The sequence below is a fragment of the Actinomadura macra NBRC 14102 genome (assembly GCF_001552215.1).
Lineage (GTDB): Bacteria > Actinomycetota > Actinomycetes > Streptosporangiales > Streptosporangiaceae > Spirillospora > Spirillospora macra.
In genome coordinates this window covers 350,212-374,919 of record NZ_BCQT01000002.1, presented here as the reverse complement: position 1 = coordinate 374,919, position 24,708 = coordinate 350,212, and the positions used below count along the sequence as shown (strand labels likewise).

The window sequence follows — 24,708 nt, the reverse complement described above, 5'->3', positions numbered from 1 at the left end:
GGGAGATCACCTCGTGCTCACGATCTGGGTCATGCCCTCGTCCTGAATCGCCTGGGGGGCGGGTTTGCGTGCGTCATGGCTCATCCGGACCAGGATCGCGATCAGAATCCAGTTGGCCATCAGGGACGAGCCGCCCTGCGAGAGGAACGGCGTCGTCAGACCGGTGAGCGGGATCAGCCGGGTGACGCCACCGACGATCACGAACACCTGGAGGCCGAGGACGAAGGAGACGCCCCCGGCGAAGAGTTTCAGGAACGGGTCGCGGGCGGCGACGGCGGTCTTCATCCCGCGTTGCACGATCAACGCGTACACCAGCAGCAACACCATCAGACCCGTCAAGCCGAGCTCTTCGCCCAGCGAGTCGAAGATGAAGTCGCTGAACGACAGCGGCGTCCGCCACGGTTCGCCCTGGCCGAGTCCGGTGCCGAGCACCCCGCCCTGGCCCAGCGCGAACAGGCCCTTCATGAGCTGCGCGCTGTCGGAGTACTCCCCGCCGAGCTCCGCGCAGGCGCTGAACCCCGGGGAGATGCTGCCCTGCGCCTTGTACTTCTTGAAGATGTCGGTGTCGGGATTGACCGGGACGACCTTGCCGCTGTCCAGCAGGCAGCCGCCGTCGAAGTACGGCTTCGGGTTCTGCCAGATGTCGATGCGCTGGTTGACGTGACCCATGAACGGCAGCAGCGTCGCGATGAACACGCCGATCGCCAGCAGGCCGATACCGATCATCACCCAGGACACCCGCTGCGTGGCGATGTAGAGCATCGACACGAACAGGCCGAAGAACAGCAGCGCGGTGCCGAGGTCCTTCTGCATGAACAGCACGCCCAGGCAGAAGAACCACATCACCAGGATCGGGCCGAGGTCACGTGCGCGCGGCAGGCTGATCGGGCCGACCTTCTTGCCGATCAGCGACATGGCCTGGCGCTTGTTCACCAGGTACCCGGCGAAGAACACGACCAGCAGCAGCTTGGCGAACTCGCCCGGCTGCACCGAGAACGGGCCGAGGCGGATCCACACGCGGGCACCGTTGATCTCGGCACCGATGCCGGGGACGATCGGCAGCAGCAGCAGGATGACCGCGCCGAGGCCGATCAGGTACGTGTAGCGCTGCGCGGTCTTCGGGGTGAACGACAGCGGCGCGTCGGACTTGTCGGTGTCCCGCATGATCAGGACGGCGGCGACGAACAGCACGATCCCGACGAACGTCCACATCAGCTGGCCCGGCGCGTCCGCCGCGTCCGCGACCAGCTTCTTGCCGGCGGCCGCCGCGGCCTTCTTGTCCTCGCTGGTGTCCAGGTCGAGCCGGTAGATCATCGCCAGCCCGATGCCGTTCAGCGCGACCGCCAGCGGCAGCAGCAGCGGGTCGGCGTACGACGCGAACTTCGCCTGGACGAAGTAGGCGGTGAACGCCAGCACCGCCAGGCCCCCGCCGTACACGAACAGCCCGCCCGGGATCTTGCCGTCCCGGGCCAGCCCGACCTCCGCGAACGCCGACAACGTCAGCACCATCGCGAAGATCAGCAACGCGAACGAGGCGGCATTGCGCCGCTGGTACGGCAAATGCGCCTTGAGCTGCGCCCCGAGGCCGCTCATCTGGGTTTACCCCCGTCCGAGGGACAGTCCTTGATGGCCGGGTTGTTCGCCTTGCACTCCTCCCGCCGCACGCGCAGCTCGTTCAGCTTGGCGTCCGCGGCGGCCTGGCCGACGAACACGAGGCTGCCCTTGCTGACCGCGGTGGCGTCCGAACCGGGAAGCTCGGCCACCGGGATGTCGCTGGGCTTGGGCTTGCCCTGCGGGCAGTCCTTCTGTCCCCTGCCCTGCGCGACGGCGACCTTGCCGCCCTCCTCCATGAGGACGTACTTGCAGACGCTGTTCTTCAGCTGGTTCAGAGCAGCCGGGCCTTTCACCGAGTAGGTGGCCTTCACCTGCTGCTGGAGGTTCTGCGGAAGGTCCACGACCATGATCGGCGGGTTCGGCTGGTCCTTCGCGGGGGCCTTGCGGGACAGGTCGAGAAGCGGGAACTCGTCGGTCGTCCCCCGGTAGAGGACGACCCTGCCGCCCTCCTCGCCGATGTAATAGCCGTTCCGGACGTTCTGCACCAGATAGACGCCGCCCACGGCCACGGCCACGACAACCACGCCCGCAACGACGACCAGCCACGTCCACCTGCGGGTACCACCCCGCCTGGCCCGCCTGGGAACGGTCTGCGGCATCGTCCCCTGCTGCGCGGGCCCCGCCATCGGCGCGGGCGCCGGCGGCGGCATCTCATCGACCGCGACCGGCGGCTGCGGCATCGTGTCACGCAGCTGTGCCGCCCGCCCGGCGGGGGTGTCCGCGGGCCCGGCGCCCGGACCGCCGCCCGGCGGCTCCGGCGGCGAGGCGTTCGCCGCCGCGCCCACCGCGTGGCCCGGCCCGCCCGTCGGCGGCTGCTGCCCGAGATCGACGACGTCCGCGACCACACAGGTGATGTTGTCCGGGCCGCCACCGCGGTTCGCCAGGTCGATGAGCTGGCGGACGGCCTGCTCCGGGTCCGCCACGTCCGTCAGCACCTGGAAGATCGTCTCCGCCGTGACGACGCCCGACAGGCCGTCCGAGCACAGCAGGTAGCGGTCGCCGACCTTCGCCTCGCGCAACGACAGGTCCGGATCGACCTCGCCGCGGCCGTCGAGCGCTCGCAGCAGCAAGGAGCGCTGCGGGTGCGAGGCCGCCTCGTCCGGGCTGATCCGGCCCTCGTCGACGAGGGACTGCACCAGCGTGTGGTCATGGGTGATCTGGAAAAGGCTGCCGTCCCGCAGCAGGTACGCGCGGGAGTCCCCGATGTGCACCAGCGCGACCTGGTTGCCCGCCCACAGCATCGCCGTCAGCGTCGTCCCCATGCCCTGGAGGGCGGGATCGGACTCCACGATGCGGTGCAGGTTGTCGTTCGCCGTCTTGACCGTGTGCTCCAGCGCGGCCAGCAACTCCGTCGCGGGCAGGTCCTTGTCCAGCCCCCGCAACGCCTCGATCGCGGCGGCGCTCGCGATCTCGCCGCCGACATGCCCGCCCATCCCGTCGGCCACCGCGAGCAGGTGCGCGCCCGCGTACGCCGAGTCCTCGTTGCCCTCGCGCAGCATGCCGACGTCGGAGCGCGCGGCGTAGCGGATTCCCAGAGTCATTTGCGCAGCTCGATCACGGTCTTGCCGATACGGACCGGGACCCCCGGGGGTACCGGCATCGGCCGGCTCACCTTCGTGCGTCCCAGATATGTCCCATTGGTCGAGCCGAGATCTTCCACGATCCACTGACCGTCCTGCGCATAAAGTCGGGCATGCCGGCTCGAAGCGTAGTCGTCGGTCACCACGAGCGTGGCGTCATTCGCCCGACCGATAGTGATGGGCACACCGGTCAGATCGATGACGGTGCCCGCCCGTTCGCCCTGGACGACCACCAGTTTTGTCGGGGCGCCGTGCTGGGCGCCGCGCTGCGGCGCGCGCTGCGCCTTGGGCTGTTTGGCCGCCTTCGCGGGCCGCGACGGCTGCGCGGACCGCGTGGCCGCCTTGGAGGCCGCCTTCGATCCGAACAGGTCGGCCCTGATCACACCGACGGCCGCGATGACGAAGAGCCAGAGCACCGCGAGGAACGCCAGCTTGATCAGCGTAAGGGTGAATGGGGACATCGGAGTCGGGGTTACTCCCTATCGCGGCGGAACACAAGGGTGGTGCGGCCCATCGTGACGCGGGAGCCGTCGACCAGCGTCACCCGCCGGATCGGCTGCCCGTTCACGAACGAGCCGTTGGTCGACCCTAGATCCACGAGAACGATTTCGGGACCTTCTACGCGGATCTCGGCATGGTGCCGGGACACGCCCGGATCGACGAGACGCAGGTCGCAGTCGGTGCCGCGACCCAGCAGGGTGACCGGAGTGTTGATCTCATACGTGCGCTGAGTGGTGTCGGAGCCCTCCACCGCGGTCGTCACCAGCAGCCGCGGATGGCCCCCGAAGGCGCCTCCCCGTCCCCCCTGCGGCACGTCGCTCACCGGCTGGCGGATCTCCCCGCCCTCGACCGTCGAGCCCCTGATGACACCTGACCTGATGCGGAACATGCCCGTGGCGAGATCGCCGGCGTTCTCGAACCGCACCCGTACCGGCCCCACGAAGGAGTACCCCTGCTCCTTCGCGTACTCGCGCGCGAGGTTCGCCAGCTCCTGGCTCAGGCTGTCGGCGTACACCTGCAGCCGCTGCCCGTCCTGCTGAGAGATCTCGACGACGAAGTCGTTCGGAACCAGCGTGCGGCCCTGCGCCACGATCGCCGCTCGATCGTCCATCTCGCGCTGCACAGCACTGGCCACCTCGACCGGCTGGAGCTCCGACTTGAAGGCACGCGCGAAGGCCCCTTCGACCATGCCCTCCAGCCGTCGCTCGAAGCGCTGAATGACGCCCACGGGCACCTCCCTTCCCCACTGGTAGACGATCGTATCGGTGCGAAGGTTCGCTCAAAGTATCTGGATACCTAACCACCCTCAGCACCGTGCTAGCCTTTTCGAGCGCCCGGAGACGGGCCGACACCCTGGGGCGGGTGGCGGAACGGCAGACGCGCACGGTTCAGGTCCGTGTGTCCGAAAGGATGTGAGGGTTCAAATCCCTCCTCGCCCACACAACACATACCTAGGGGTATCAGCGAAGCTCGTACTCCCACAGTGACGGAACAGGCCCCGGAGCAGCAAGCTCCGGGGTTCTTCGTGTTTCAGGGTCAGTCTTCTGTGACTCCAGAGACTGATGCGCCGGACACTCGCCAGAGTGACCCGCCGGTGCGAGGTCGAGAGGCCGCCGGCGGCGAGGGCGCGCTGCGCGATCCACGCCTCGCGGCCCGGCTTCCCGAGGCCGGTCTGGAACGGTGTCGGAACGCAGGGTCGTCGATGACCACCCGCGTGCGTTCGCGCCGCACCACCGACCGGTACCGGTCCTTGGCCGTCGAGGACGATCTGCCCTGGTCGCGGCGGACGGCGGGACGCTCCTGGCGGCGGCCCGAACGACGTCGAGACAGCGTCCGTAAAGGGGATCTTGGCGACCGCATTGGCCTCCCGGTCCACCGCTGGGAGGACGTCAATCGGTCTTCGGAATGATCTTCCCTGGCGGATGTCGAGTCCGCTGGTGGATCACGCGACAAGTGGCGCAAACAAGAATCAGTGGGACCAATCCCCGCCTTGCGCGGGAAGGTAATCGATCCCCACGAAGGGAACCACATGCGCCCTAGACACAGGATCCTCGCACGACACAGGATCCTCGCAGCCGGCGTTGCCGGGGCGACGCTCGTGCCCGCCTTAGTCGTCACCGCCCTCGCCGACCCTGGCGCCGCCGGCGTCCGGGCCGCCGACACGACGAGCCCGGTCGAGCAGAAGCGGGTCGACAGCGTGCCCACTCCGAAGCTCGGCTGGTACAAGTGCTACGGCAACGCCGAGTGCGCGACCGTCCGGCTCCCCCTGGACTACGACGATCCCAAGGGCGCGACCACCGAGATCGCCGTTCTGAGGATCAAGGCACGGAACGCCAAGAAGCGGATCGGCAGCCTGTTCGTCAACCCGGGCGGGCCCGGCGGCCAGGGCACCGCTCTCGCCTACCAGGCGCCCGACTTCCTCGGCGCGGACGTCCTCGACCGCTTCGACATCGTCGGCTTCGACCCCCGCGGCATCGGCTTCAGCGACAACGTCGCCTGCTTCAAGTCCACCAAGGACCAGACGCTCGCGCTGGCGGGGCTTGATGTGGCGTTCCCGGTCGGCGCGAAGCAGGAGGCGGCCTACATCAAGTCGGCCAAGGCTCTCGGCAAGGGTTGCTCGACGACCGGCAAGAAGCTGGCGGGCGCGATGTCCACCGCTCAGGCGGCGCGCGACATGGACGTCCTGCGCCGCGCGGTCGGCGACAAGACACTGTCCTACCTGGGCTTCAGCTACGGCACAGCGCTCGGTCAGTACTACGCGAACATGTTCCCCGACCGGCTGCGCGTCTCGGCCGTGGACGGTGTCATCAACCCCGTCTCCTGGACCGGCACCCCCAAGACCGCGGACCAGACTCTGGACGACCGGCTGCTGTCCGCCGACGGTGCCTACAAGGCGCTGAGGGAGATCCTCGTCCGCTGCGGCAAGGCGGGCAAGACGAAGTGCCAGTTCGCGGCATACGGAGATCCCGTCAAGAACTTCGATGTCCTCGCCAAGCGGCTCAAGACGAAGCCCGCCGACATCGACGGCATGAAGGTCACCTACGCCGACCTCATCGGCGGCATGCTCGGCTTCTTGTACCTCCCGGACGGCTACGAGATCGTCGACGCCATGGTCACCGACCTGTGGAAGGCGACCTCGTCCACCTCGACGGCGGCGGAGGCGGCCGCGGCGCGCAAGGCCCTCGCCGCCCGCATCGCGCAGCGCCGAGCCGAGGTCGAGCAGCAGAAGAAGTCCGCGCAGAAGATCCTGGACTTCCCCTATGACAACTCCCTCGATGCGTTCAGCAGCGTCGTCTGCACCGACGGCCTGCACCCGAAGAAGGCCGGGAACTGGCCGGCGCTGACGGCGGCGTCCGACAAGCGGGCCCCCTACTTCGGGCGTGCGTGGGGTTGGAGCAGCGTCCAGTGCGCCGGTGACGCCTGGACGGTCCGCGACGAGGACGCCTACACCGGTCCCTTCAACCGGCGGACGAACGCTCCCGTCCTGTTCGTCGGGAACTACTACGACCCGGCTACGAACTACGTCGACGCGGTCTCCTCCAGCAAGCTGCTGCCCAACAGCCGGCTGCTGTCCAGTGACAGCTGGGGGCACACCGCCTACGGCACGTCGGCGTGCGTGACGAAGGCAGTCGACGGTTACCTCGTCAACGGGACGCTGCCGCCCGTGGGCACGGTGTGCGTCGGCGACATCCAGCCGTTCGCGAAGGACCCCGAGCCGGCTCTCGATACCCGGGGACCGGCGGACGCGAGCGCGATGGCGACCCAGGTGGGCGCCGCCGGGAACGGCGCGAAGCTCCCGCCGGTCGCGACGCGGGTTCCCACGTCCGTCCTGCTCGGGACGCGGTGAACTGAGCGGTCGTGACGCCGGGCGGGGGCGGCTACAGGGCCCGCCCGGCGTTCGCGCGAAAGCGCCGAAGAACCGTTCAGGACGCCCGGATTGCGAGCCGAGGTTTCGGCGTCGTCCCGTGTTCGGCAGGGGGTGCGCTCGTCGGCGCGTCGAGCCAGGACTCCTCGTGCACCGGCAGGACGAGCGACTGGATCCGGGGCATGCGCCGATCCGCCTCACCACCGGGGAGCAGGACGACATCGGTCACGCTGTTGGACAGGTTCACCGCGGCGGCGCCGCCGAGTTCGGTGACGCGCGCCCGCGTCGCGGCCGCACGCGGATGCGAGCCGCCCAGGACGAGCACGCGCCGTCCCGATAGCGGCGTGGCGGGACGAATCTGGTGTGGAGGGGGCGGGGCCTGAAGCGCAGGGGCGCTGCGCGGTGCGGACATCGGCTCGTGGAGGACGCCGGGACGCACGTCCTGTAGCAGGCGCAGAAAAGTGGCCTCATCAATGATCGGGATGCCTTCGGTGCGGGCGCGTCGCATCTTGGCGGTGGCGGAACCCGGCACGTTGGTCACGAGAACGCTGGTGTGGCGGCTGACCGTGGACATCATGTTCAGCCCCGCGGTGGTGGCCTGAGCCGTGAGCTCGGCGCGGTCCCTGCGGGTGTCGCCCGTGATCGCCACCTTCATGCCCTGGACGAGCGGCCCGCCGGCGGTGAGGCGTCCCGGGTTGCGATGGGCGCAGGCGGCCTTGGGAACGCGAGCCGGGTACCGGGTCCGCGGAACGGCCTCGCGTGGCGGGCAGGGCACCAGCGGGAGGCTGAGACCGAGCCGGGCCGCCGCCGCCAGCGAGCCCCGTAACACTCCGGCGAGGACGCGCGTGTCGTCCGCTGCATCATGTGCCCTGCGCTGGACGACGCCGTAGTGGGCGGCCAGCGTTCCCAGGCGCATGTTCGGTGTGGGAGGGGACAGCCGTCGATTGAGAGCCAGGGTGCACAGCCGTTGGTCGACCGGTAACCGCTGCCCGGCGCGGGCGAACTCCTGCGCCAGGAAGTCGTAATCGAAACGAGCGTTATGGGCGACCATCACGCGCTTGTCAAGAAATGTGGCGACGTCGGAGGCGATCTGCTCGAACCTGGGGGAGCCCGCCAGACGCTGTGCGGTCAGCCCGTGCACATGAACGGGCCCGGGATCACAGCCGGGATTCAGCAGGGACGAGAACTCGCCCGTCACCTGCCCGTCCGCCCCGATCGTCAGCAATGCAATGGACAGCACCCGATGTTCCGAAGGTCGGAACCCTGAGGTCTCAACGTCGACCAAGGCCCAATCCGAGGGGTAACTCTGCATGGCAGCGCGCGTCCCAACCATCAAGTTCCGCTTGTATCGACAGGGAATACTAATCGCGATGCCGTCATCGCCGCCCGACCTTGCGAGGTGTGACCACATCGGCATATGGCCGTTGTCGGTCATGTTTATGCAGGAGATCCGGGCAGGGCGGTACCTCATCGGACCCGCCTGGTTTAGGAGTGATCTCCTCGAAGCGGGCGGGCGCCTTTGAGAACTGGTATTCGAGCTCGGTGGCGGATGCGGTGCCACCAAGCGAAATCTGCTCACCACGCCGCAGAGTGATGAACTTCGTGTCGGTGAAGCGTCCTTGAGGGACGCCGGTTTCGGTCGTCTTCTGCACGCTGGTTGCGCGCTGAGCCGCAGGTCCTGTCGGCGGAGGGATCAGATGCTGCGCAGGACCGAGACGACGATTCCCAGGACGACGGCGCTGTCTCCGTCGATGACGTCGTAGGCGGGGTTGCGGGGTTCGAGGAGGACGTGGCCGTCGCGGCGTCGATACACCTTGACGGTGGCCTCGCCATCGATCATCGCGGCGACGATCTGGCCCGAGTGCGCCTCGGGTTGCTGGCGGACCACGACGATGTCGCCGTCACAGATCGCGGCTTCGATCATCGAGTCACCGCGCACCCGCAGGCCGAAGACGGTGCCGCGCCCGGTGAGCTCGCGGGGCAGCGACAGGGTGTCGTCGGCGTGCTCTTCGGCCGTGATCGGGGCGCCGGCGGCGATATCGCCGACCACCGGCACGCTCACCGGTTCTTCGGCGGACCGTCGTGCCGTGCTGCCGTGCAGGAAGGACCGTACGTCGATCGGCCGGGTCATGGCGGCGCCGCGGCGCAGGAAGCCCTTCTCCTCAAGGCTCGTCAGGTGCCGCGACACCGACGAGGAGGACCGCAGGCCGACGGCGTCGCCAATCTGGCGCGTGCTCGGGGGATATCCGTACCGGACGACCCAGTCCCGGATCGTGGCCAGGATCCGCTGCTGGCGTGGAGGCAGGGACGAGGTGTCCAGGCCCTCGAACACATCGTGATCATCGTAGGCGGCCACGCACGGAATTGTAGAGGTCGGCGGCCGGGACCGGCGGGACCGCAGCGCGCGGCCGGCCGAGGGCTCGCGGTCCGGTTGGACCGTGCCCTCGGTCAGGGCGCGGCAAGCGGCACGAAGGAGGCGATCAGGAGGGCCGCCGGGAAGAACGTCGCGGCCTGGTAGACGCGCGGGCCGTCGGATGGGATCGACGGCGCGTCCGGGAGCCACCAGCGCGTCCAGGCATGGACCAGGTGCGGCCATAGGAGCAGCACCACGATGCTGGCAGCGGTGAGGGGACGGACGTCCACGAGGAAGGTGTGAATGCCCGCGATCAGGCCGTCGACGGTGCCGGATGCCGAGCGGCCGATCAGGAGGAAGGCAGGTGCCGCCGTGGCCAAGGCGACCAGCAGCGAGAGGACGAGCGCGACCGGCCACGCCGCGAGCAGGGCCAGGGTGCCGAGAGGCCGGGGAGCGGACGTCCACCGCCGCACGGCGCGCGGAGGGTGGGACAGCAGCGAGCGGAGCTTGGGACGGCTGCCCTGCTCCAGGCCCCGCCGCAGGACGTCGGGGCCGAGGACCTGGGCGGGCAGGCGATCGGCGCTGAGCTCGGACAGCCACAGCGCGACCACCGGCAGGATCAGCAGCCGGATCGGTCGGGTCGACAGCAGGACGACCTGGGCGCTGACGACCGTGGCCAGGGCGTGCGGAGCGATCACGAAGTAGATCAGGATGGGCAGCAGACCCAGCAGCACGAACAGCGGCGCCCATGTGCCGACCAGCCACAGGAAGGGGCTGCCGAGCCCGACCACCAGGTAGTCGCCTTGACGGATGTGAGCGATCTCGTGCAGGAGTATCGCTTCCGCCGCACGCCGGTCTTCGCGCCACACGGTGACCAGTGGCCGGAAAACGGCGATGCGGGCCCGTCGCCGTCCCGCCGGGTAGGCACGGGCCAGCCGCTTGGCACTCAGGGTGAAGCGCAACTGAGTGCCGGGCGCGTAGCCGTCGACGAACCGCTGCATCTCCGCGATGACGGGACGGTCGTCCGCGGGCCAGAGTTCCAGCCTCCATTCCACCCAGCGGGCCCGTAGGGCGGGGAACGCCACGCTGAGGACGCCCGCCACGAGCATTGCGATGGGCAGCAGTTCCACCACCACGAACAGCCTCAGCAAGGTCAACGACGTTCGCCCCACCAAGGGCGCGTAGTCGCCGTCTCCGCTGAAGGCGTCGATCCACCGGCGCGCGTTGCCGATCTGGCCTCGAAGCCCCCAGATGAGATAGAGGGTGAAGAACAGCCAGATCCACGGTGGCAGGATCCCGCCCGCCGGTGTCCGCCTCATCCGAATTATTCGCCCCTCAGCCGGCGGAGATAGCCCTCGCCGCCCTCGGGGTCGGACAGCAGCATGGACAGCAGTTCGTAGGCGTACAGTTCGGCCTGCTGATGAGGCATCCCATCGTTCTCCAGCCGCTCGCGTAATTGCTGGACAGCCGATTCCAGCGCCGCCATCTCCGGCCCGGCGCCACCAGCGGTGCTGTGCGATCCGTGGCTCGCGTCACCGGGTGCGGCTACCGGCTTCGCGCGGCCGCTGGTGTCCGGTTTCTCGACAATCGCTCCGTCAGCCGGCTGGATGCCATTACCTTGCTTTTTGTCCGATTGATTACCATCGTCCGTTTTCCGGTCGTCGGGTTTCCGGCGCCGCATCGCGACTCCGAGGGTGACGATGGCGACGATGTTTCCCAGTTCCCGTGACGCGAGCAGGGGTCGCAGGCTTTCGACGGAGTCGGCCAGCGCCCGCAGGATGACGGGAAGGTCGCCGGCCAGGGCCGTCAACCCGAACCCGCCGGGCTCCGCCCCGGGACGGGGGAACAGCGCGGCGCGGGCCTTCCCTCCGGATGCGTACGCCTGGCCGACCTCGGCGGCGAAGTCGATCTCGTTCGGGGCGACCCGCTCCGCGATCTTCACCGTCCAGTCCGCGACGTCGTCCATCCGAGATCCTTTCGACGAGTGGGCCCGCTCCATTCGACCCGCGCGCCCGGGACGGAATCATGTCACGCGTATTCCCGCCCCAACGAAGATCATTTCTTTTGGGCCGAACGTAACTCACCGAAAATGCGACCGTGAATGGGAGATTGGCCAGCGGAGACCGGCACACGTATCGTCGGCGGCCACGAGGGAATTCAGGGAGCATCATGGGACGACCGATCCTGGCCATCGACTTCGGCGATTCGTTCACCGCGGGGGCCTCGCGCATAAATGATCTGGACGAGCCGGTAGGGGGCGCCGATTCCCGCCACCTTCCGTCGCTGGTGTTCGTCGGACCCGACGGACGACTCACCGCCGGCGGCCCGACCGAGCAACTGGCGGAGGCGTTTCCCGAAAGGGTCGTCCACGATCTCCGGCATCTATTGATCACCAGCGAGTCCGTACGCGTCGCCGACCGCGACATACCGGCCACCACGCTCGCCGCCGCGCTGCTGCGCCAGGTCATGCTGGACGCCGCCGGGCAACGCAAGGCCACGGGCGGTCTGGGCGGAGAGTTCGACCGAGTCGTCCTGACCTACCCGGCCCGCTGGGGGCCGCGTCAGCTGAGGCCGCTCGGCCAGGCGGCCACCGAAGCGGGGTTGCCGCGGCCCTGGTTCCTCACCGAGGCGGAGGCCGTCGTCGCGTTCCACGACCCCCCGCCAGGCAGCACCGTCGCCGTCTACGATCTCGGTGGCCGCTCCCTCGACGTCACCGTGCTGCGCCGCGCCGAGCAGGGGTTCGAGATCCTGGAGCAGCCGGGCGGGCACGACCGCTTCGGTGGGGGCGACCTCGACCAGGCCCTGCTCCGCATCGTCGCGGAACGAGCCAGAGACCTCGACGCCGCCGCCTGGGAAGAGCTGACAGGGCGGCGCAACGGCCCCGAACTGCTCCGCCAGGAGATCGTTGGGGCCAAGCACACGCTCTCCGACCAGGACGGCGCGTCCCTCCTGCTCGATGGCTTCAGCGAAGCCATCACCGTCACGCGCGCCGAGTTCGAGGACGCGACCGACCAGATGCTCCGCTGGAGCGTCGACGAGCTGCCGGCGGCCATCGAGCGCGCCGGCTTGTCCTCCGCGGATCTGGCCGCCGTCTACCTGGCCGGCGGCGCGACCCGGATGCCCAAGGTCGCCGAACTCATCACCGAAAGGTTGGGCCGAGCGCCTACCACCGCGCCCGACCCCAAGGCCGTGTTCGCCCTCGGCGCGCTGAGCGCCTACGCGCAGACCGCGCAGCAACCGGCCCTACAGGGGCCTCCCGTGCAGGCGACCGATGTGCGGGCGCCAACCGTACAGACGGCTGCCCTCCCCGTCCTGGACGCCGGGTCCCTCCCCGATCGCACCGCTCCGGTTCCCGCCCGCCGATCCGGCTCCCGACCGGGCGGTCCGCGCTTAGCGGCCCTCGCGATGATCCCCCTGACCGTCGCCGTGGTCGCGGGCGGTTTCGTCCTACGTTCGCACCTGGGCCCGTCCGAGAGCACCGGCGCCTCGTCGAGCACCACCACGTTGCCCGGGGCGCCGACGAACTCCCCCACGTCGGCCCTCCCGTCGCCGACGATCTCGGAGACCGATACATCCGGCGCGCCCGACCCATCGACGTCCCCCGAGGAGTCGCCCACTCCCGAGGGCGGGTCGGGCATCGAGGAGGGCACGTACTCGGTGAGCCTCAGCGGAACCGTCAGCGGGCAGGCCTTCGAGCGCACCGCTCAGCTACAGGTGATGTCCACGGTCGCTCGCGTCGGCACGACCGACGACGTCAACCCGATCGAGGTATGCCTGCGCTCGGGTTTCCCGGCCGGGACACCCGAGGTGGGCGCCATCTGGTTCGGCACCACGACCGCCTGCTTCCCCGAGCGCGGGGCCCAGATCGACATGGCCACCGTCGAGGTGTCCGGCGACACCGTCACCGTCCGGCCGGTGGAGCGGATCGCCGCCGGAGGTCTCAACCAGTTCACCGCCTCGGGGAACTCCATCTACGCCTGCCTGTACCAGCCAGTGGCGGGCAGCATGACGGTCACCTTCTCCGGCGACTCGGCCAGCGGCGAACTCGACATCAACGGCTACGGCGGCCCCTGCCAGGCCATCGGTACCAACGCCACCTACACCGCCCGCTTCGCCAGCTGAGCCCCTTCACCAGCTGTTCCGGACGCGCCCGCGGCGGGTCGCGGCTCAGGTGACCGGGGTGGCCAGGGCGTAGCCCGCCTCCTCGACCGCGGCGCGGACGTCGGTGATCGCCAGCGGGTCGTCGCTGGTCACCGAGAGCCTGCCGTTCTCGACGTCCACCCGCACGGCGGTGACGCCGGTGATGCGCTCGACTTCCTCGGTGACGAAGGCGGCGCAGTGTCCGCAGGTCATGCCGCTGACGCTGTAGGTGCTCTCGGTCATGCGGATGCCTCCTGTGCGGTCGGGGATTCCGGGGTCGTGGTGCGGGTGTAGGGCGCGGCGAGGCGGTCGCCGTTCAACAGGGCTTCGTGCATCTCCATCCGGCTGGTGGCACGGTTCTTGCGCACCGGACGGGTGTGCGCGATAGGCGTGGCCCGATCGATCCGATGGCCGTCCGCCACCGTGAGGAACTCTGCGGGGTCGGTGCCGTGGTCCATGGGGCTCCTGGCTCGGAAATAAATCTTACGGCTTGTAAGATATGGAGCGGCGATAACTTTGACAAGGTGTATGAGATGACGTACCCCGGACGGAACCGGCGGGCCGACGCCCGGCGGAGCAGGGCGGCGATCCTGGACGCGGCGGTGCGGCTCCTCAACGTCGAGCCGGACATCAGCGTCGAGGCCATCGCGGCCGGCGCGGGCGTGACCCGCCAGACCGTCTACGCGCATTTCCCCTCGCGGGAGCGGCTGCTGGTGGCGGCCCTCGCCCGGCTGACCGAGGAGGCCGTTGCCGCCATGGACGCCGCCGGCCTGGACGAGGGGCCGGCCATCGAGGCGCTGCTACGGCTCATCGACGCTGGTGGACGGACGGCCGGGCGCTATCCCGTCCTGCTCCAGAAGATCGGCACGCTGAACCTCAGCGCGCAGGACGATCATGAGCTGCACACGCCGGTCGTCGAGCGGCTCACCCGGGTGATCGGACGCGGCCAGCGCAGCGGGGAGTTCGACGGCGGGCTGCCGGCCGGCTGGCTGGCCTCGGTCGTCGTCAAGCTCGGACATGCCGCGAGCGAGGAGCGGGAGGCGGGCCGGATGTCCGGCGCGGAGGCGGCGAACGCGCTGCGGACCAGCCTGCTGCGTGTGCTCGGGGCGGACCGTCCGGGCTCAGCCGTATAGCGGGGAGATCGCCGGGGGGATGCCCGGCAGGCGGGCGCAGCGGCGGCAGGCGCGGGCCGAGGCGGCGATCCTGGCGTGCGCGACGATGGTGAGCGCGCCGATGAGCAGGGTGAGCGGCCAGTCGGTGGCCATGATCGAGGCGCCGGTGAGGGTCAGCGCGCTGATCGCGAGGGCGACACAGGCGGTGGTGCCGGTCCACGCCATGACCAGCGGCAGCCGGTCGGGGACGGGGAGGCGGCGGGCGAGGGCGCCGGTGGCGGCGAGGGACGCCGCGGCCAGGAGGGCGGTGAGCGCCGCGACACCGCCCAGGTGGGCGGCCAGGAGTTGGACGGGACCGGGCAGATGCCGGCCCTGGCCGGTCGTCTCCACCAGGTACCAGCAGCCGAGCAGCGCCGGGACGGTGAGCGCGACGGCGCGGGCGGTGTGGCGGGCCTGCGCGATGGTCAGTTCCCGCTGGAAGACCGGCGCGATCTCCTCGACCGCGCCGAACTCGCGGACCGCCTGGCGGACGGCCTCGTCCTCGGGTGCGCCGTCGTGGGCAAGGTCGGCGGCGGCGTCGGTGAGGCCGTCGCGGACCTCGTCCAGCATCCGTGCCTTGAGGCGCGCGGGTCCCTGGAGTTCGGCTGTCAGGGCCGTGACGAGTTCGTCGATGGGATGGTGCGTCATGTCGCCGGCCCGGGTGCGGGGTGGAGGACGGAACCGATCGCGGTGGTGAACTCGCGCCAGGCCGCGCGCTCATCGGCGAGGCTGCGGCGTCCCGCGTCGGTCAGCTCGTAGCAGCGGCGGCGGCGTTCGCCGACCGACTGCCAACTGCTGCGCAGCAGCCCGAGCCGCTCCAGCCGGTTCAGTGCCGGATACATCGTGCCGGTGCGCAGCTCCAGGACTCCGTCGCTGCGGTCCTGTACGGCGGCGATGATCGCGTACCCGTGCAGCGGGCCCGTTTCCAGGACGGCCAGCAGCAGCCCGTCCAGATGCCCGCGTACGGCGTCACCCTTCATGAACAGGCAGTCTACGCACCTACGTATTGGTGTGCTACATATTGGTAGCCAATACATTGGCTTCCTAGTCAAGGAGTCAGGGTGACGAAGCTCTTGCTGTGCGTGCATGTGCTGGTGGCGATCCTGGCCATCGGGCCGATCGCGGTGGCCGCCTCGCTGTTCCCCCGCTTCGTCCAGGAGGCCGCCCGGGAGCCGGACGGGCGACCGGTCGCCGCGTTCCTGCACCGGACGTGCCGCGCGTACACCGTCGTCGGGCTGGCCGTCCCGGCCTTCGGGATCGCCACCGGCGCCCGGCTCGGCGTCCTGACCGATGTCTGGCTGCTGACGTCGGTCGCGCTGACCGCCGGCGCGGCGGCGCTGCTGGCGCTGGCGATCCTGCCCGGCCAGCGGCGCTTGCTGGCGGACGCGCGGACGGACACGGAGCCGAACGTCCGCGCGGAGGCGGCGCGGCTGGCCATGCTCACCGGGACGTTCAACCTGCTGTGGGCGGTGGTCGTCGTGCTGATGATCGTCCGTCCCGGCTCCACCACGGGGGCGTGACCCGTGCGCACCCTGCGGATCGCCTCCGCCCTGGAGGCCGTCTCCCTGGCCGTCCTGTTGATCAACCTGGCCACCGTGCACACCGAGGCGATCACGTCGCTCGGCGGGCCGCTGCACGGCACCTGCTACCTCGTCGTCATCGCGGTGACCTGGATGGTCCCGGAGGCGGCGTTCCCCGGGATACGGCTGCGCGCCGTCGTCCCCGGCGTCGGCGGGCTGCTGGCCTTGCGGCAGATCCAGCAGCGCCGGACCGGAGCGGGATGACAGCCGGTTCTCAGGCGCGGGGGGTTGCGAGGGCCGGGGGACCCTCCACGTCCGGTTCGGACGGCGCGGGACTCGTCCGGACGCCGCGACGGAGCGCCATCGCGGCCAGGGCGGCGGGAACCACCAGGTAGAACCCGCAGGACAGGAGCACCACGCCGGTGAAGACGGTGCCCGCGCGGGCCAGTGTCCGTCCCCGTCCGGGAAGGAGCCGGGTGGCGGACGCCATGCCGATGAGGGTGACGGTCGCCAGGCAGGCGGCGGTGACGCGCATCAGCGGGTCCAGACCCGCGCCGGTGGCCAGGACCGCCACGCAGAGCGCCGCCGTCAGCACGGCGAGCAGGGCCAGGCTCCGGCGCGGGACCTGCCCGCCGGCCGAGCCGCGGGCGAGGCGGGCGGGCAGCGCGCCGTCGCGGGCGAGCGCGGCGCCGAGGCGCGCACCACCCGCGATGTAGGTGTTCATCGCGACGAAGCTGAGCACGAGCGCGGCCGCCGCCGTCACCGGACGGGCCGCGGCGCCGCCGATCCCGTCCGCGAGCAGCAGCGCGAGCGGCACCGGTGAGGACGCGGCACGGTCGCCGAGGACGCCCGTCACCGTGACCGCGAGGCCGAGGTAGAGCACGCCGACGATGGCGAGGGTGAGCGCGGTCGCACGGGGCAGCAGTCTGCGCGGGTCGGCGAAGTCCGCGGACAGGTGGCTCGCCGCCTCCCAGCCCGCGAACGCGAAGAACAGGACCCCGGCCGCATGCGCGACGCCGAGCGGTCCGTGCGGGGTGAACGGGGTGAAGTTGTCCGCGCGGATGTGCGGCGCGGAGGCCAGGGTCGCGACGACCAGCAGCGCCGCCAGCACCGCGACGAGGACGAGCTGGATCCGGCCGGACAACCGCAGGCCGCCGTGGTTGGCGGCGAAGGCGGCGAGCAGCAGCGCCACCGTCACGCCGGCCGCCCCGGGCCGCCCGGCACCGGCGGCGGACGCCACGTGGTCGCCGCCGATCATCGCGCCCGCCAGCACGCCGACCGGCACGACGCCGTAGAAGCAGAAGCCCGCGACCAGCGCGGGCCGGGGCCCGAACGCGCGGGCGGCGAAGGTGGCGACGCCGCCCGCGTCCGGATGGCGGGCGCCGAGCGCCGCGAACGTCAGCGCGACCGGCACGCTCAGCGCGAGCAGCGCGGTCCACGCCACGATCGAGGACGGCCCGGCCGCTGCCGCCGCCAGGTGCGGCAGGGCCAGCACGCCCGGTCCGAGCACCGCGCCGACGAACAGCGCGGTGCCCTGGCCGAGGCCGAGCCTGTGGCCGCTTGAACGGTCCATTTCCCCTCCGATCGATCGACGTCCCGGGTTGAAAGTAGCCATCTGTACGGGTTTGGCCGGGCTCAGATGAACGTTCGATCGGAATCGCCCCGATAATCCCGTCATGGACGAACTTGATGCGGAGATCGTGCGGCTTCTCCAGACAGATGCTCGGCAGTCCAACCGCGAACTGGCCCGGACGCTCGGCATCGCGCCCTCGACGTGCCTCGAACGGGTCCGGTCACTGACGCGGCGCGGTGTGATCCGCGGATACCACGCCGACATCAGCCCGGCGGCGCTCAACCGCGCGGTCCAGGCGCTGGTGGCCATCCAGGTCCGCCCGCTCAGCCGGACGGTCATCAACACCTTCAAGGACTACGTGTCCGGGATGCCGGAAGTGATCGGCGTGTTCGTGGTCGCGGGCGGCGACGACCTGGTGCTGCACGTCGGTGTCCAGGACCTCGACCATCTGCACGCGTTCCTGCTGGACGGGCTCAGCAAGCGCAAGGAGATCGCCGGATTCCGCACGTCGGTGATCTTCCAGCATGTCCACAACACCGTCCTGAGCCGGCTGGACGATGCCTGACGGCCGCCGCCGATCACCTCGCTCTCCCCACAAGCACATCTCCCCCGCAACCCGCATGTAGTGGACGGGGTTCATGGAGGGCAGCGCGCCCGGCCGGGCGCGCGCACCGAGGAGAGGAACTCCATGGACATGCAGCTCACCGGCCGCGTGGCGGTCGTCACCGGCGCCTCGAAGGGGATCGGGCTGGCCGTCACCCGGACCCTGCTGGACGAGGGCGCCCGCGTGGCCGCCGTGTCCCGCACGTCCGGCGCCGACCTCGACGCGCTCGCCGGACCGAACCTGCTGCACGTCCCGGCGGACCTGATGGACCCGGCCGCCCCCGCCGTCGCGGTGCAGCGCGCGGTGGAGGCGTTCGGCGGGCTGGACGTGGTGGTCAACAACGCGGGCGGTCCGCCGCCCGGCGCGACCCTGCCGCGCTTCGGCTTCCTGACGCCGACGGACGCCGACTGGCGCGAGATGTTCGAGTTCAACCTGTTCGCCGTCGTGCGGATCGTACGCGCGGCCCTGCCGCACCTGCTGGAGAGCGACGCGGCGGCGATCGTGAACATCTCGTCCGGGAACGCGCGCCGCCCGGGCCCGATGAACTTCGACTACAACGCGGCCAAGGCGGCGCTCAACAACATGACGAAGGGGCTGTCGGAGGAGTTCGCCCCGCAGGGTGTGCGCGTGAACACGGTCTCGCCCGGCCCCGTCCGGACGGCGTGGTGGACGAAGGAAGGCGGTGCGGCCGACGTCCTCGCCGGTGCCACCGGCGCCGACCGCGACGCCGTGCTGGACAGCGTCGCGCCCGAGATGATGAACCTGACCACGGGCCGGCTCGCTGACCCGCAGGAGGTCGCGGACGTGGTGGCCCTGCTGGCGTCCCCGCGTTCGGCGAACACGACGGGCGCGGAGTTCGCCGTGGACTCGGGCTACCTGAAGGAGCTCTGACCGACAGAGCCATAAGCATTCCTGCTCGATCTCAGAAGATCTATCTCTTGGACTTCTTGGATCGTGCTACCCAAGATGGAGGTGGGAGCAAGGCGAACGACCTGAGGGGGACCCCATGAGCACGCACGGAACGCTGGCCGCCACGATCACGGGACCGATCTTCGAACCGGGCGGCGAAGGCTACGACGACGAGCGCTCGGGGTTCCAGCTGGCGGGCCCGCACCGTCCGGACGTGATCGTCGGAGCGGTGGACGCCGAGGACGTGCGGGCCGCGGTCGAGTACGCGGCCGGGCACGGGCTGCCGGTCGCCGTGCAGAACACCGGGCACGGGCTGCCGGCGGGCGCCGGCGGCGGGCTGCTGATCAGCACCCGCCGGATGACCGGTCTGCGTGTCGACGCCGAGGCCCGCACCGCCTGGATCGAGGCGGGCGTGCGATGGGCCGAGGTCGTCCCCGAGGCCGCGGCCCACGGGCTAGCGCCGCTGAGCGGATCGGCGCCGGGCGTGGGGGCGGTCTCCTACGTTCTCGGCGGCGGGATCGGGCTGATGTCCCGCAAGTACGGCAGCGCCGCCGACCACGTCCGCTCCGTCGACGTCGTCACCGCCGACGCGCGGCTCCGGCACGTGACGCCCGAGAGCGACCCGGACCTGTTCTGGGCGCTGCTCGGCGGCCGGGCCAACTTCGGCGTGGTGACGGGCCTGGAGATCGGCCTCCTGCCGGTCGAGCGGCTGTACGGCGGCGGCCTCTACTTCGACACCGGCCTGTGCTCCGAGGTCATGGAGACGTGGCGGACGTGGTCGGCCACCGTCCCGGACGAGATGACCTCGTCGATCGCCCTGATACCCGTCCCCGACGTTCCGGCGTTCCCCGAGCCGCTGCGCGGGCGGCATATCACGCATGTCCGCATCGCCTACGTGGGGGACAGCGCCGACGGCGAACGGCTCGTCGCACCGCTGCGCGCGATCGGGCCCCGCCTGATCGACACCGTCGCGGACATGCCGTACACCGAGTCGGGCGCGATCCACAACGAGCCGCCCGTCCCGATGGCGTACACGTCGACGAACATCGTGGTGAAGGACCTCGGCGCGGACGTCGTCCGAACCCTTCTCGACCTGGCCGGGCCAGGCGCACCGGACCGCGCCGTCGTCGAGATCCGGCAACTGGGCGGGGCGCTCGCCGCGGCACCCGCCGTCCCGAACGCGGTCGGCAACCGGGACGCCGGATACCTGATCGGCGTGCTGTCCAAATTCGGACCCGGCACCGACGAGGACGCCGTCCACGCCCTGCACACCCGCTGCCGCGAACTGCTGGGCCCGCACTCGTCCGGGCAGATCCTGAACTTCCTCTTCGGCGCCGACGCCACACCCGAACGCGTGCGCGAGGCGTTCGCCCCGGCCACCTACCAGCGGCTCGCCCAGCTCAAGGCCGTCTACGACCCGGCCAACCTGTTCCGTCTGAACCACAACATCCCGCCCGCCGCGTAGAAGCGCGCCACGACGCGAGGCCCCGCGGAGGCGGCAGGGCCAGCCGGCCTCCACGCGCCCTCACGGCAGAACCCCGGCCCGGCACCTCCGGGCCGGGGTCCTTGTGCCCCTCACACCTTGCGCCTCGGCAGGAACAGCGCCGGGACGAGGGAAAGGGCCATGATCCCGAGCGCGACCAGGTAGGTGTGCTGGAAGGCGTCCGAGAGAGGCTGCGCTATCGCGGCGTGCCCCTGCGGGCTGAGCCGGTGCAGCGCCTGGAGCGTCCCGTCACCGTCGTCCGGAACGATCCCGCTCATGAACGCCGACAGCACCACCGACGTGACCGCCAACCCGACCGCCGCGGACGTCGTGTTGACCAGGTTCACCGACGTGCTCGCCGCCGGTGCCTGGTCGTGCGACATGCCCCGGGTCGCCGTCGTCATCGTCGGCATCATCGTCGCGCCACCGCCCGCACCCATCAACACCATCGCCCCGCACAGCCCCCAGTACGAGGCATCCGCGCTGAGCTGGAAGGTGAACAGCGCGAATCCCGTGAGCGCCGTCGCGATCGCCACCGGGACGAGCCGTCCCGCCGGGATCCGGTCGATCAGCCGCCCCGCGAACTGCATCGCCGTCCCCGATCCCAGTGCGAACGGGATGCCGAGAAGCCCCGCCACCGTCGCGCTCTCGCCCCGGACGACCTGGAAGTACAGCGGTAGCAGCAGCATCGTCCCGAAGTAGCCGAACGCGAACAGCGTCAGCGTCCCGCTGGCCGCCGCGTACGTCCGGTTCCGGAACGGGCCGAGGTCGATCAGCGGGTTGCGGGCCGTCAACGCACGCCGTACGAACGCGGCGATCAGCACCACGCCCGCCACCAGCGGTACCAGCACTCCGGGCGCCCCGAACTCCCCGCTCTCGCCGCCCGTCGTCACGCCGTAGAGCAGGGCGGCGAGGCCCGGGGAGAGCATCAGCAGCCCCGGCACGTCCAGCGGGCGCGCGGTCGCCGGGACGTCACGGGGGAACATCCGGATCCCGAGCGCCACGACCGCCACCGCGACCGGCACGTTGATGAAGAACATCCACCGCCACGACACCTCGTCGATCAGCCAGCCGCCGAGCGCCGGACCGGCCAGCGGACCGACGAGGATCGCCAGGCCGAGCGTGCTCATCAGCCGCCCGAGCCGCTCCGGGCCCGCCACCCGCAGCAGGATCGTCATACCGACGGGCATCACCATGCCGCCGCTGAGCCCCTGCACGACCCGGAACGCGATGAGCGACTCGATGTTCCACGCCAGCCCGGCGAGCACCGACCCCACGGCGAACGCGACGATGGCCCCCAGGTACAGCCTGCGGGCGCCGAACCGTCCGACCGCCCATGCGGTGCTCGGGATGACCGCGCCGAGCGCCAGCGAGTACCCGGTCGCCACCCACTGGATGGTCGCGAGCGGCGCGTCGAAGTCCTGCGACAGCCGGTTGATCGCCACGTTGACGACGGTCGTGTCCAGCGTGATCATGATCGCGCCGAGCACCAGCACCAGCACGACCGCCATCGCCCCCGGCCCCGGCCCGGACGCGGACTCCGTCCGGGGGCCGGCCACCGTCGTCATGACCCGTACGGACGGACCGCCCGTGCCTCGCGCAGCGCGTTGCCCCACCAGCTGAGCTGGTCGAGCATCCCCTTGGCGGCGGCGCCCGCGCCCTCCGCGTCCTGCGGCGTGCCGTCCTCGCCGAACCAGTTCCAGGGGGCGTGGAAGCTCACCGTGTCGCGGACCGTGACCGCGTGCAGTTCCGCGAAGACGCCCCGTAGATGCTCGACGGACCGCAGCCCCCCGGCCAGCCCGCCGTACGACACGAACCCGACCGGCTTGGCGCGCCACTCGGAGAAATGCGTGTCGATCAGGTTCTTCAGGGTCCCGGGGAAGCTGTGGTTGTACTCGCAGGTGACCACCACGTAGGCGTCCGCCGCCTGGAGGGACGCGGTCACGTCCGCGAACCCGTCGGACACGGCCGTGCCGAACGCGGAGGGCGGCAGCGCGTCCGCCACGTCCACGATGTCCACGACCATGTCCTCGCGCCGTGCGGCCTCGTCGGCGAACCAGGATCCCACCGTCGGCCCGAACCGTCCTGCCCGTGTACTGCCGATGATGATCGCGATGCGCAGCGGATTCTCGGTCATGTCCCTCTCCTCAGGTCGTCCCAACGGGACCGAAGTTACGAAGACCGACCGGCCCGGAAGCTCTGTCACTCGCCTGGGTCGGATGACCGGCCTACGGGACACTCTGAAACCTCATCATTACTTGAGGTCAAGTCATCACGAGAAGGTTTCTGGAGTACGCGCTCACCGCGCTGGAACGGGGCGACGCCACCGGCAGCGTGCGCCATCGGTTGACCAGGCGGATCCTCGATGAGATCCCACCGGCTGCGCGGGAGCCTTCTGCGGCGCGGGAGTCCGCGCGGTGAGCGCTACCACCTGACCTGAGCCTGGTTTCTCCCTCAGACCCTGATCAGCCTTGCCGCGTGTTCGTACACCTCCTCGCGTGTCCGCGCGCCGTGGTCGGCCGCCAGGAAGTGATTGCCGATCAACAGCGCGAAGGCGAGCATGCAGCGCGCCTCGACCTCGTCCTCGTCGGAACAGAGGTCGCGGAAGAGCGCGCGCATGTACTCCATCCGCTGGTTGTCGACGCGCCGCAGCCGGTCCGCGACGACCTGGTCGCGGCGGGCCCAGTCGCGGATCGCGAGGTCGATCGCCAGCAGCCGGTCGCTGGAGGCCAGCATGCCGGCCCTGCGCATCCTGGCCGGGGCGTCAGAGCCCCCGCGCTCGACGCGGGCGAGCAGGTCGTGGACGCTCTGCTGCTCCCAGGCGTCGAGCATCTCCTCCAGCAGGGCGTTCCGGTCGGCGAAGTATCCGTAGAAGCCACCCTTGGTGACCCCGAGCGACTTCGCCAACGCCTCAATACGGACGGCGTCGGGGCCGCCGACGGCGAGCGCTCTGAGCCCCTCCTCGATCCATCTGCCGCGAGGCGTGCGGATCTCGGCACCCATGTTTCTCCATTCCCTGTCGCAGGTCGCGGCCGGAGGCCGGCGGCGCCGCTCGCGGTGACCACGATGGATACGGCGCCGTATAGCGGGTTCATGCCTCCGTCCCGTGGAGGCGGCCACGGGACCGAGGCGAGGATCGCGGCGGTGGCCGACGATCCGGCACCGGGACGCCTTTCGGCCGCATGCCGGGGAACCGTCACCGGCGTCGCGGTGTTTCCGATCGCACCAGGGCGTCCGAGAAGGCGATCGCCTCGTCGTTCGCCACTGCAAAGGGGGGCGGGGGCGGCGCCCGGCCACGGGTAACCGTGACGGGCGCCGCCCCCGAACCGTGTCGTCTGAGCGCTGGGCCCTAGCCGACCTGAACGTCCACGCAGGCGTAGAAGGCGTTCGACGTGTCGGCGACGTTCCAGATCGCCAGAATCTTCTGACGACCGGTGTGGCCTGCGAGGTTGACGGTGTGGGAGACGGTGGCGGGGGGCTGGGCGTTGTTGCCACTGACATTGGCGATGCGCGTGCCGCCGATGTAGTACTCCCAGTTGGTGGTGCGATGGCGGGCGGTGAAGGTCCAGGTGAAGGTCGCCGAAGTGCCGACCGGCGTTGCGGTCCAGCCCTTGCTGTCATCGTTGAGCTCGGCGAACGCGGAGTTACCGCCGTTGCAGGTGCGCTGGCCCTTGGGGCCCTCGACGCTCTGCGGTTCGTATTTGACGCCGCCGCACTGGACCGTGCCCTTGGCGCACTGCGCCTGGCGGCTGGGCGGGGCGTTGACGTAGCCGTGCGCGCTGGCCGTGCCGGCGAGGACGACGACGAGGGCGGGGGTGAGGGCCACGCCTGAGGCTGCGGCGATGAGCCTTTTCTTCATGGGGGAGCTCCGAATCTCATGGTCTATGGCCGCGCGAGCGGCCACTGCGGGGGGTCG

General features: G+C 70.4%; 26 protein-coding genes and 1 tRNA gene. 9 read left to right on the top strand and 18 right to left on the bottom strand.

All coding sequences use genetic code 11. The features are described 5' to 3' along the window. Positions 1-6: 6 nt before the first annotated feature. Genes AMA02S_RS02975 through AMA02S_RS02960 form a run of 4 tightly spaced genes read right to left on the bottom strand, consistent with a single transcriptional unit; the run spans position 7 to position 4,422 of the window. Positions 7-1,593 carry an FtsW/RodA/SpoVE family cell cycle protein gene (locus AMA02S_RS02975; protein WP_067451065.1) on the bottom strand — a complete coding sequence of 529 codons (1,587 nt, stop codon included), beginning with the start codon at positions 1,591-1,593 and terminating at the stop codon, positions 7-9. After that, entirely contained in the window at positions 1,590-3,155 is a 1,566-nt protein-coding gene (locus AMA02S_RS02970; protein WP_067451062.1) for a Stp1/IreP family PP2C-type Ser/Thr phosphatase, read from the bottom strand. The genes AMA02S_RS02975 and AMA02S_RS02970 overlap by 4 nt, the downstream gene beginning before the upstream one ends. Then, a complete protein-coding gene (locus AMA02S_RS02965) occupies positions 3,152-3,655 on the bottom strand; it encodes an FHA domain-containing protein FhaB/FipA (protein WP_067451059.1) in 504 nt (167 codons plus the stop codon). Before AMA02S_RS02965 ends, AMA02S_RS02970 begins: the two co-directional genes overlap by 4 nt. Before the next feature lie 11 nt (positions 3,656-3,666). Next, the gene (locus AMA02S_RS02960) at positions 3,667-4,422 is read right to left on the bottom strand and encodes an FHA domain-containing protein (RefSeq protein ID WP_067451055.1); all 756 of its coding nucleotides are present in this window, start codon (positions 4,420-4,422) and stop codon (positions 3,667-3,669) included. A gap of 128 nt (positions 4,423-4,550) precedes the next feature. Between AMA02S_RS02960 and AMA02S_RS02955 the strand changes: the two genes are divergently transcribed. Beyond that, a tRNA-Leu gene (locus AMA02S_RS02955) sits at positions 4,551-4,633 on the top strand. Between the two features lie 659 nt (positions 4,634-5,292). After that, positions 5,293-7,041, top strand: a complete 1,749-nt coding sequence (locus tag AMA02S_RS02950; RefSeq protein WP_218004822.1) for an alpha/beta hydrolase — start codon at positions 5,293-5,295, stop codon at positions 7,039-7,041. 76 nt (positions 7,042-7,117) lie between these two features. On the opposite strand, the gene AMA02S_RS02945 is transcribed toward AMA02S_RS02950, so the two are convergent. The 5 genes from AMA02S_RS02945 to AMA02S_RS02930 form a co-directional block, all read right to left on the bottom strand. Next, positions 7,118-8,371 (bottom strand): DEDDh family exonuclease, encoded by a 1,254-nt coding sequence (locus AMA02S_RS02945; protein ID WP_218004821.1) that lies wholly within the window; start codon positions 8,369-8,371, stop codon positions 7,118-7,120. Positions 8,372-8,435: 64 nt separating this feature from the next. Continuing rightward, positions 8,436-8,711, bottom strand: coding sequence for a hypothetical protein (locus tag AMA02S_RS41290; protein WP_157430336.1), 276 nt, complete (start codon positions 8,709-8,711; stop codon positions 8,436-8,438). Positions 8,712-8,752: 41 nt separating this feature from the next. Continuing rightward, positions 8,753-9,415: a transcriptional repressor LexA gene (gene lexA, locus AMA02S_RS02940; RefSeq protein WP_067451046.1), complete on the bottom strand. Its 663-nt coding sequence runs from the start codon at positions 9,413-9,415 to the stop codon at positions 8,753-8,755. Between the two features lie 92 nt (positions 9,416-9,507). Beyond that, a complete protein-coding gene (locus tag AMA02S_RS43900; protein WP_067451043.1) occupies positions 9,508-10,731 on the bottom strand; it encodes a M48 family metalloprotease in 1,224 nt (407 codons plus the stop codon). A gap of 5 nt (positions 10,732-10,736) precedes the next feature. Beyond that, positions 10,737-11,378, bottom strand: a complete 642-nt coding sequence (locus tag AMA02S_RS02930; protein WP_067451039.1) for a hypothetical protein — start codon at positions 11,376-11,378, stop codon at positions 10,737-10,739. A gap of 203 nt (positions 11,379-11,581) precedes the next feature. Between AMA02S_RS02930 and AMA02S_RS02925 the strand changes: the two genes are divergently transcribed. Further along, positions 11,582-13,534 carry an Hsp70 family protein gene (locus AMA02S_RS02925; RefSeq protein ID WP_067451036.1) on the top strand — a complete coding sequence of 651 codons (1,953 nt, stop codon included), beginning with the start codon at positions 11,582-11,584 and terminating at the stop codon, positions 13,532-13,534. A 45-nt stretch (positions 13,535-13,579) separates the two neighbouring features. On the opposite strand, the gene AMA02S_RS02920 is transcribed toward AMA02S_RS02925, so the two are convergent. Both AMA02S_RS02920 and AMA02S_RS43365 read right to left on the bottom strand, forming a co-directional pair. After that, on the bottom strand, positions 13,580-13,795 hold the full coding sequence (locus tag AMA02S_RS02920; protein WP_067451033.1) for a heavy-metal-associated domain-containing protein: 216 nt from the start codon (positions 13,793-13,795) through the stop codon (positions 13,580-13,582). Further along, on the bottom strand, positions 13,792-14,010 hold the full coding sequence (locus AMA02S_RS43365) for a hypothetical protein (RefSeq protein ID WP_067451030.1): 219 nt from the start codon (positions 14,008-14,010) through the stop codon (positions 13,792-13,794). Before AMA02S_RS43365 ends, AMA02S_RS02920 begins: the two co-directional genes overlap by 4 nt. Before the next feature lie 75 nt (positions 14,011-14,085). On the opposite strand from AMA02S_RS43365, the gene AMA02S_RS02910 reads away from it, so the two are divergent. Continuing rightward, the gene (locus AMA02S_RS02910) at positions 14,086-14,685 is read left to right on the top strand and encodes a TetR/AcrR family transcriptional regulator (RefSeq protein WP_067451027.1); all 600 of its coding nucleotides are present in this window, start codon (positions 14,086-14,088) and stop codon (positions 14,683-14,685) included. On the opposite strand, the gene AMA02S_RS02905 is transcribed toward AMA02S_RS02910, so the two are convergent. After that, positions 14,674-15,351 carry a permease prefix domain 1-containing protein gene (locus AMA02S_RS02905; RefSeq protein ID WP_067451024.1) on the bottom strand — a complete coding sequence of 226 codons (678 nt, stop codon included), beginning with the start codon at positions 15,349-15,351 and terminating at the stop codon, positions 14,674-14,676. The two genes, AMA02S_RS02910 and AMA02S_RS02905, sit on opposite strands and share 12 nt — an antisense overlap. Beyond that, positions 15,348-15,683 (bottom strand): PadR family transcriptional regulator, encoded by a 336-nt coding sequence (locus AMA02S_RS02900; protein ID WP_067451021.1) that lies wholly within the window; start codon positions 15,681-15,683, stop codon positions 15,348-15,350. The genes AMA02S_RS02905 and AMA02S_RS02900 overlap by 4 nt, the downstream gene beginning before the upstream one ends. 81 nt (positions 15,684-15,764) lie before the next feature. Between AMA02S_RS02900 and AMA02S_RS02895 the strand changes: the two genes are divergently transcribed. Together AMA02S_RS02895 and AMA02S_RS02890 are read left to right on the top strand one after the other, a co-directional pair. Further along, positions 15,765-16,223: a hypothetical protein gene (locus tag AMA02S_RS02895; RefSeq protein WP_067451018.1), complete on the top strand. Its 459-nt coding sequence runs from the start codon at positions 15,765-15,767 to the stop codon at positions 16,221-16,223. Between the two features lie 3 nt (positions 16,224-16,226). Further along, a complete protein-coding gene (locus AMA02S_RS02890; RefSeq protein WP_067451015.1) occupies positions 16,227-16,487 on the top strand; it encodes a hypothetical protein in 261 nt (86 codons plus the stop codon). A gap of 10 nt (positions 16,488-16,497) precedes the next feature. Here AMA02S_RS02890 and AMA02S_RS02885 read toward each other — a convergent pair whose 3' ends face one another. Further along, positions 16,498-17,796: an APC family permease gene (locus tag AMA02S_RS02885; RefSeq protein ID WP_067451012.1), complete on the bottom strand. Its 1,299-nt coding sequence runs from the start codon at positions 17,794-17,796 to the stop codon at positions 16,498-16,500. A gap of 103 nt (positions 17,797-17,899) precedes the next feature. On the opposite strand from AMA02S_RS02885, the gene AMA02S_RS02880 reads away from it, so the two are divergent. The 3 genes from AMA02S_RS02880 to AMA02S_RS02870 all read left to right on the top strand — a co-directional run bounded on the left by AMA02S_RS02880 (position 17,900) and on the right by AMA02S_RS02870 (position 20,774). Beyond that, a complete protein-coding gene (locus AMA02S_RS02880; protein ID WP_067451009.1) occupies positions 17,900-18,361 on the top strand; it encodes an Lrp/AsnC family transcriptional regulator in 462 nt (153 codons plus the stop codon). A gap of 123 nt (positions 18,362-18,484) precedes the next feature. Continuing rightward, positions 18,485-19,291 carry an SDR family NAD(P)-dependent oxidoreductase gene (locus AMA02S_RS02875; protein ID WP_067451006.1) on the top strand — a complete coding sequence of 269 codons (807 nt, stop codon included), beginning with the start codon at positions 18,485-18,487 and terminating at the stop codon, positions 19,289-19,291. Positions 19,292-19,406: 115 nt separating this feature from the next. Further along, positions 19,407-20,774, top strand: a complete 1,368-nt coding sequence (locus tag AMA02S_RS02870) for an FAD-binding oxidoreductase (protein ID WP_067451003.1) — start codon at positions 19,407-19,409, stop codon at positions 20,772-20,774. 110 nt (positions 20,775-20,884) lie between these two features. Here AMA02S_RS02870 and AMA02S_RS02865 read toward each other — a convergent pair whose 3' ends face one another. The 4 genes from AMA02S_RS02865 to AMA02S_RS02850 form a co-directional block, all read right to left on the bottom strand. Further along, positions 20,885-22,360, bottom strand: coding sequence for a DHA2 family efflux MFS transporter permease subunit (locus tag AMA02S_RS02865; protein WP_067451000.1), 1,476 nt, complete (start codon positions 22,358-22,360; stop codon positions 20,885-20,887). Continuing rightward, positions 22,357-22,929, bottom strand: coding sequence for an NADPH-dependent FMN reductase (locus AMA02S_RS02860; protein ID WP_067450997.1), 573 nt, complete (start codon positions 22,927-22,929; stop codon positions 22,357-22,359). The genes AMA02S_RS02865 and AMA02S_RS02860 overlap by 4 nt, the downstream gene beginning before the upstream one ends. Before the next feature lie 317 nt (positions 22,930-23,246). Then, positions 23,247-23,795, bottom strand: coding sequence for a TetR/AcrR family transcriptional regulator (locus tag AMA02S_RS02855; protein WP_067450993.1), 549 nt, complete (start codon positions 23,793-23,795; stop codon positions 23,247-23,249). 346 nt (positions 23,796-24,141) lie between these two features. After that, positions 24,142-24,651 (bottom strand): lytic polysaccharide monooxygenase auxiliary activity family 9 protein, encoded by a 510-nt coding sequence (locus AMA02S_RS02850; protein WP_067450990.1) that lies wholly within the window; start codon positions 24,649-24,651, stop codon positions 24,142-24,144. Between the last annotated feature and the right edge of the window lie 57 nt (positions 24,652-24,708).

Bases quoted from the DNA above. Each gene is read 5' to 3' on its own strand.
- AMA02S_RS02975 (WP_067451065.1), bottom strand. From the start codon at position 1,593: ATGAGCGGCCTCGGGGCGCAGCTCAAGGCGCATTTGCCGTACCAGCGG.
- AMA02S_RS02970 (WP_067451062.1), bottom strand. From the start codon at position 3,155: ATGACTCTGGGAATCCGCTACGCCGCGCGCTCCGACGTCGGCATGCTG.
- AMA02S_RS02965 (WP_067451059.1), bottom strand. From the start codon at position 3,655: ATGTCCCCATTCACCCTTACGCTGATCAAGCTGGCGTTCCTCGCGGTG.
- AMA02S_RS02945 (WP_218004821.1), bottom strand. From the start codon at position 8,371: ATGCAGAGTTACCCCTCGGATTGGGCCTTGGTCGACGTTGAGACCTCA.
- AMA02S_RS43900 (WP_067451043.1), bottom strand. From the start codon at position 10,731: ATGAGGCGGACACCGGCGGGCGGGATCCTGCCACCGTGGATCTGGCTG.
- AMA02S_RS02930 (WP_067451039.1), bottom strand. From the start codon at position 11,378: ATGGACGACGTCGCGGACTGGACGGTGAAGATCGCGGAGCGGGTCGCC.
- AMA02S_RS02925 (WP_067451036.1), top strand. From the start codon at position 11,582: ATGGGACGACCGATCCTGGCCATCGACTTCGGCGATTCGTTCACCGCG.
- AMA02S_RS02920 (WP_067451033.1), bottom strand. From the start codon at position 13,795: ATGACCGAGAGCACCTACAGCGTCAGCGGCATGACCTGCGGACACTGC.
- AMA02S_RS43365 (WP_067451030.1), bottom strand. From the start codon at position 14,010: ATGGACCACGGCACCGACCCCGCAGAGTTCCTCACGGTGGCGGACGGC.
- AMA02S_RS02910 (WP_067451027.1), top strand. From the start codon at position 14,086: ATGACGTACCCCGGACGGAACCGGCGGGCCGACGCCCGGCGGAGCAGG.
- AMA02S_RS02905 (WP_067451024.1), bottom strand. From the start codon at position 15,351: ATGACGCACCATCCCATCGACGAACTCGTCACGGCCCTGACAGCCGAA.
- AMA02S_RS02900 (WP_067451021.1), bottom strand. From the start codon at position 15,683: ATGAAGGGTGACGCCGTACGCGGGCATCTGGACGGGCTGCTGCTGGCC.
- AMA02S_RS02885 (WP_067451012.1), bottom strand. From the start codon at position 17,796: ATGGACCGTTCAAGCGGCCACAGGCTCGGCCTCGGCCAGGGCACCGCG.
- AMA02S_RS02880 (WP_067451009.1), top strand. From the start codon at position 17,900: ATGGACGAACTTGATGCGGAGATCGTGCGGCTTCTCCAGACAGATGCT.
- AMA02S_RS02875 (WP_067451006.1), top strand. From the start codon at position 18,485: ATGGACATGCAGCTCACCGGCCGCGTGGCGGTCGTCACCGGCGCCTCG.
- AMA02S_RS02870 (WP_067451003.1), top strand. From the start codon at position 19,407: ATGAGCACGCACGGAACGCTGGCCGCCACGATCACGGGACCGATCTTC.
- AMA02S_RS02865 (WP_067451000.1), bottom strand. From the start codon at position 22,360: ATGACGACGGTGGCCGGCCCCCGGACGGAGTCCGCGTCCGGGCCGGGG.
- AMA02S_RS02860 (WP_067450997.1), bottom strand. From the start codon at position 22,929: ATGACCGAGAATCCGCTGCGCATCGCGATCATCATCGGCAGTACACGG.
- AMA02S_RS02855 (WP_067450993.1), bottom strand. From the start codon at position 23,795: ATGGGTGCCGAGATCCGCACGCCTCGCGGCAGATGGATCGAGGAGGGG.
- AMA02S_RS02850 (WP_067450990.1), bottom strand. From the start codon at position 24,651: ATGAAGAAAAGGCTCATCGCCGCAGCCTCAGGCGTGGCCCTCACCCCC.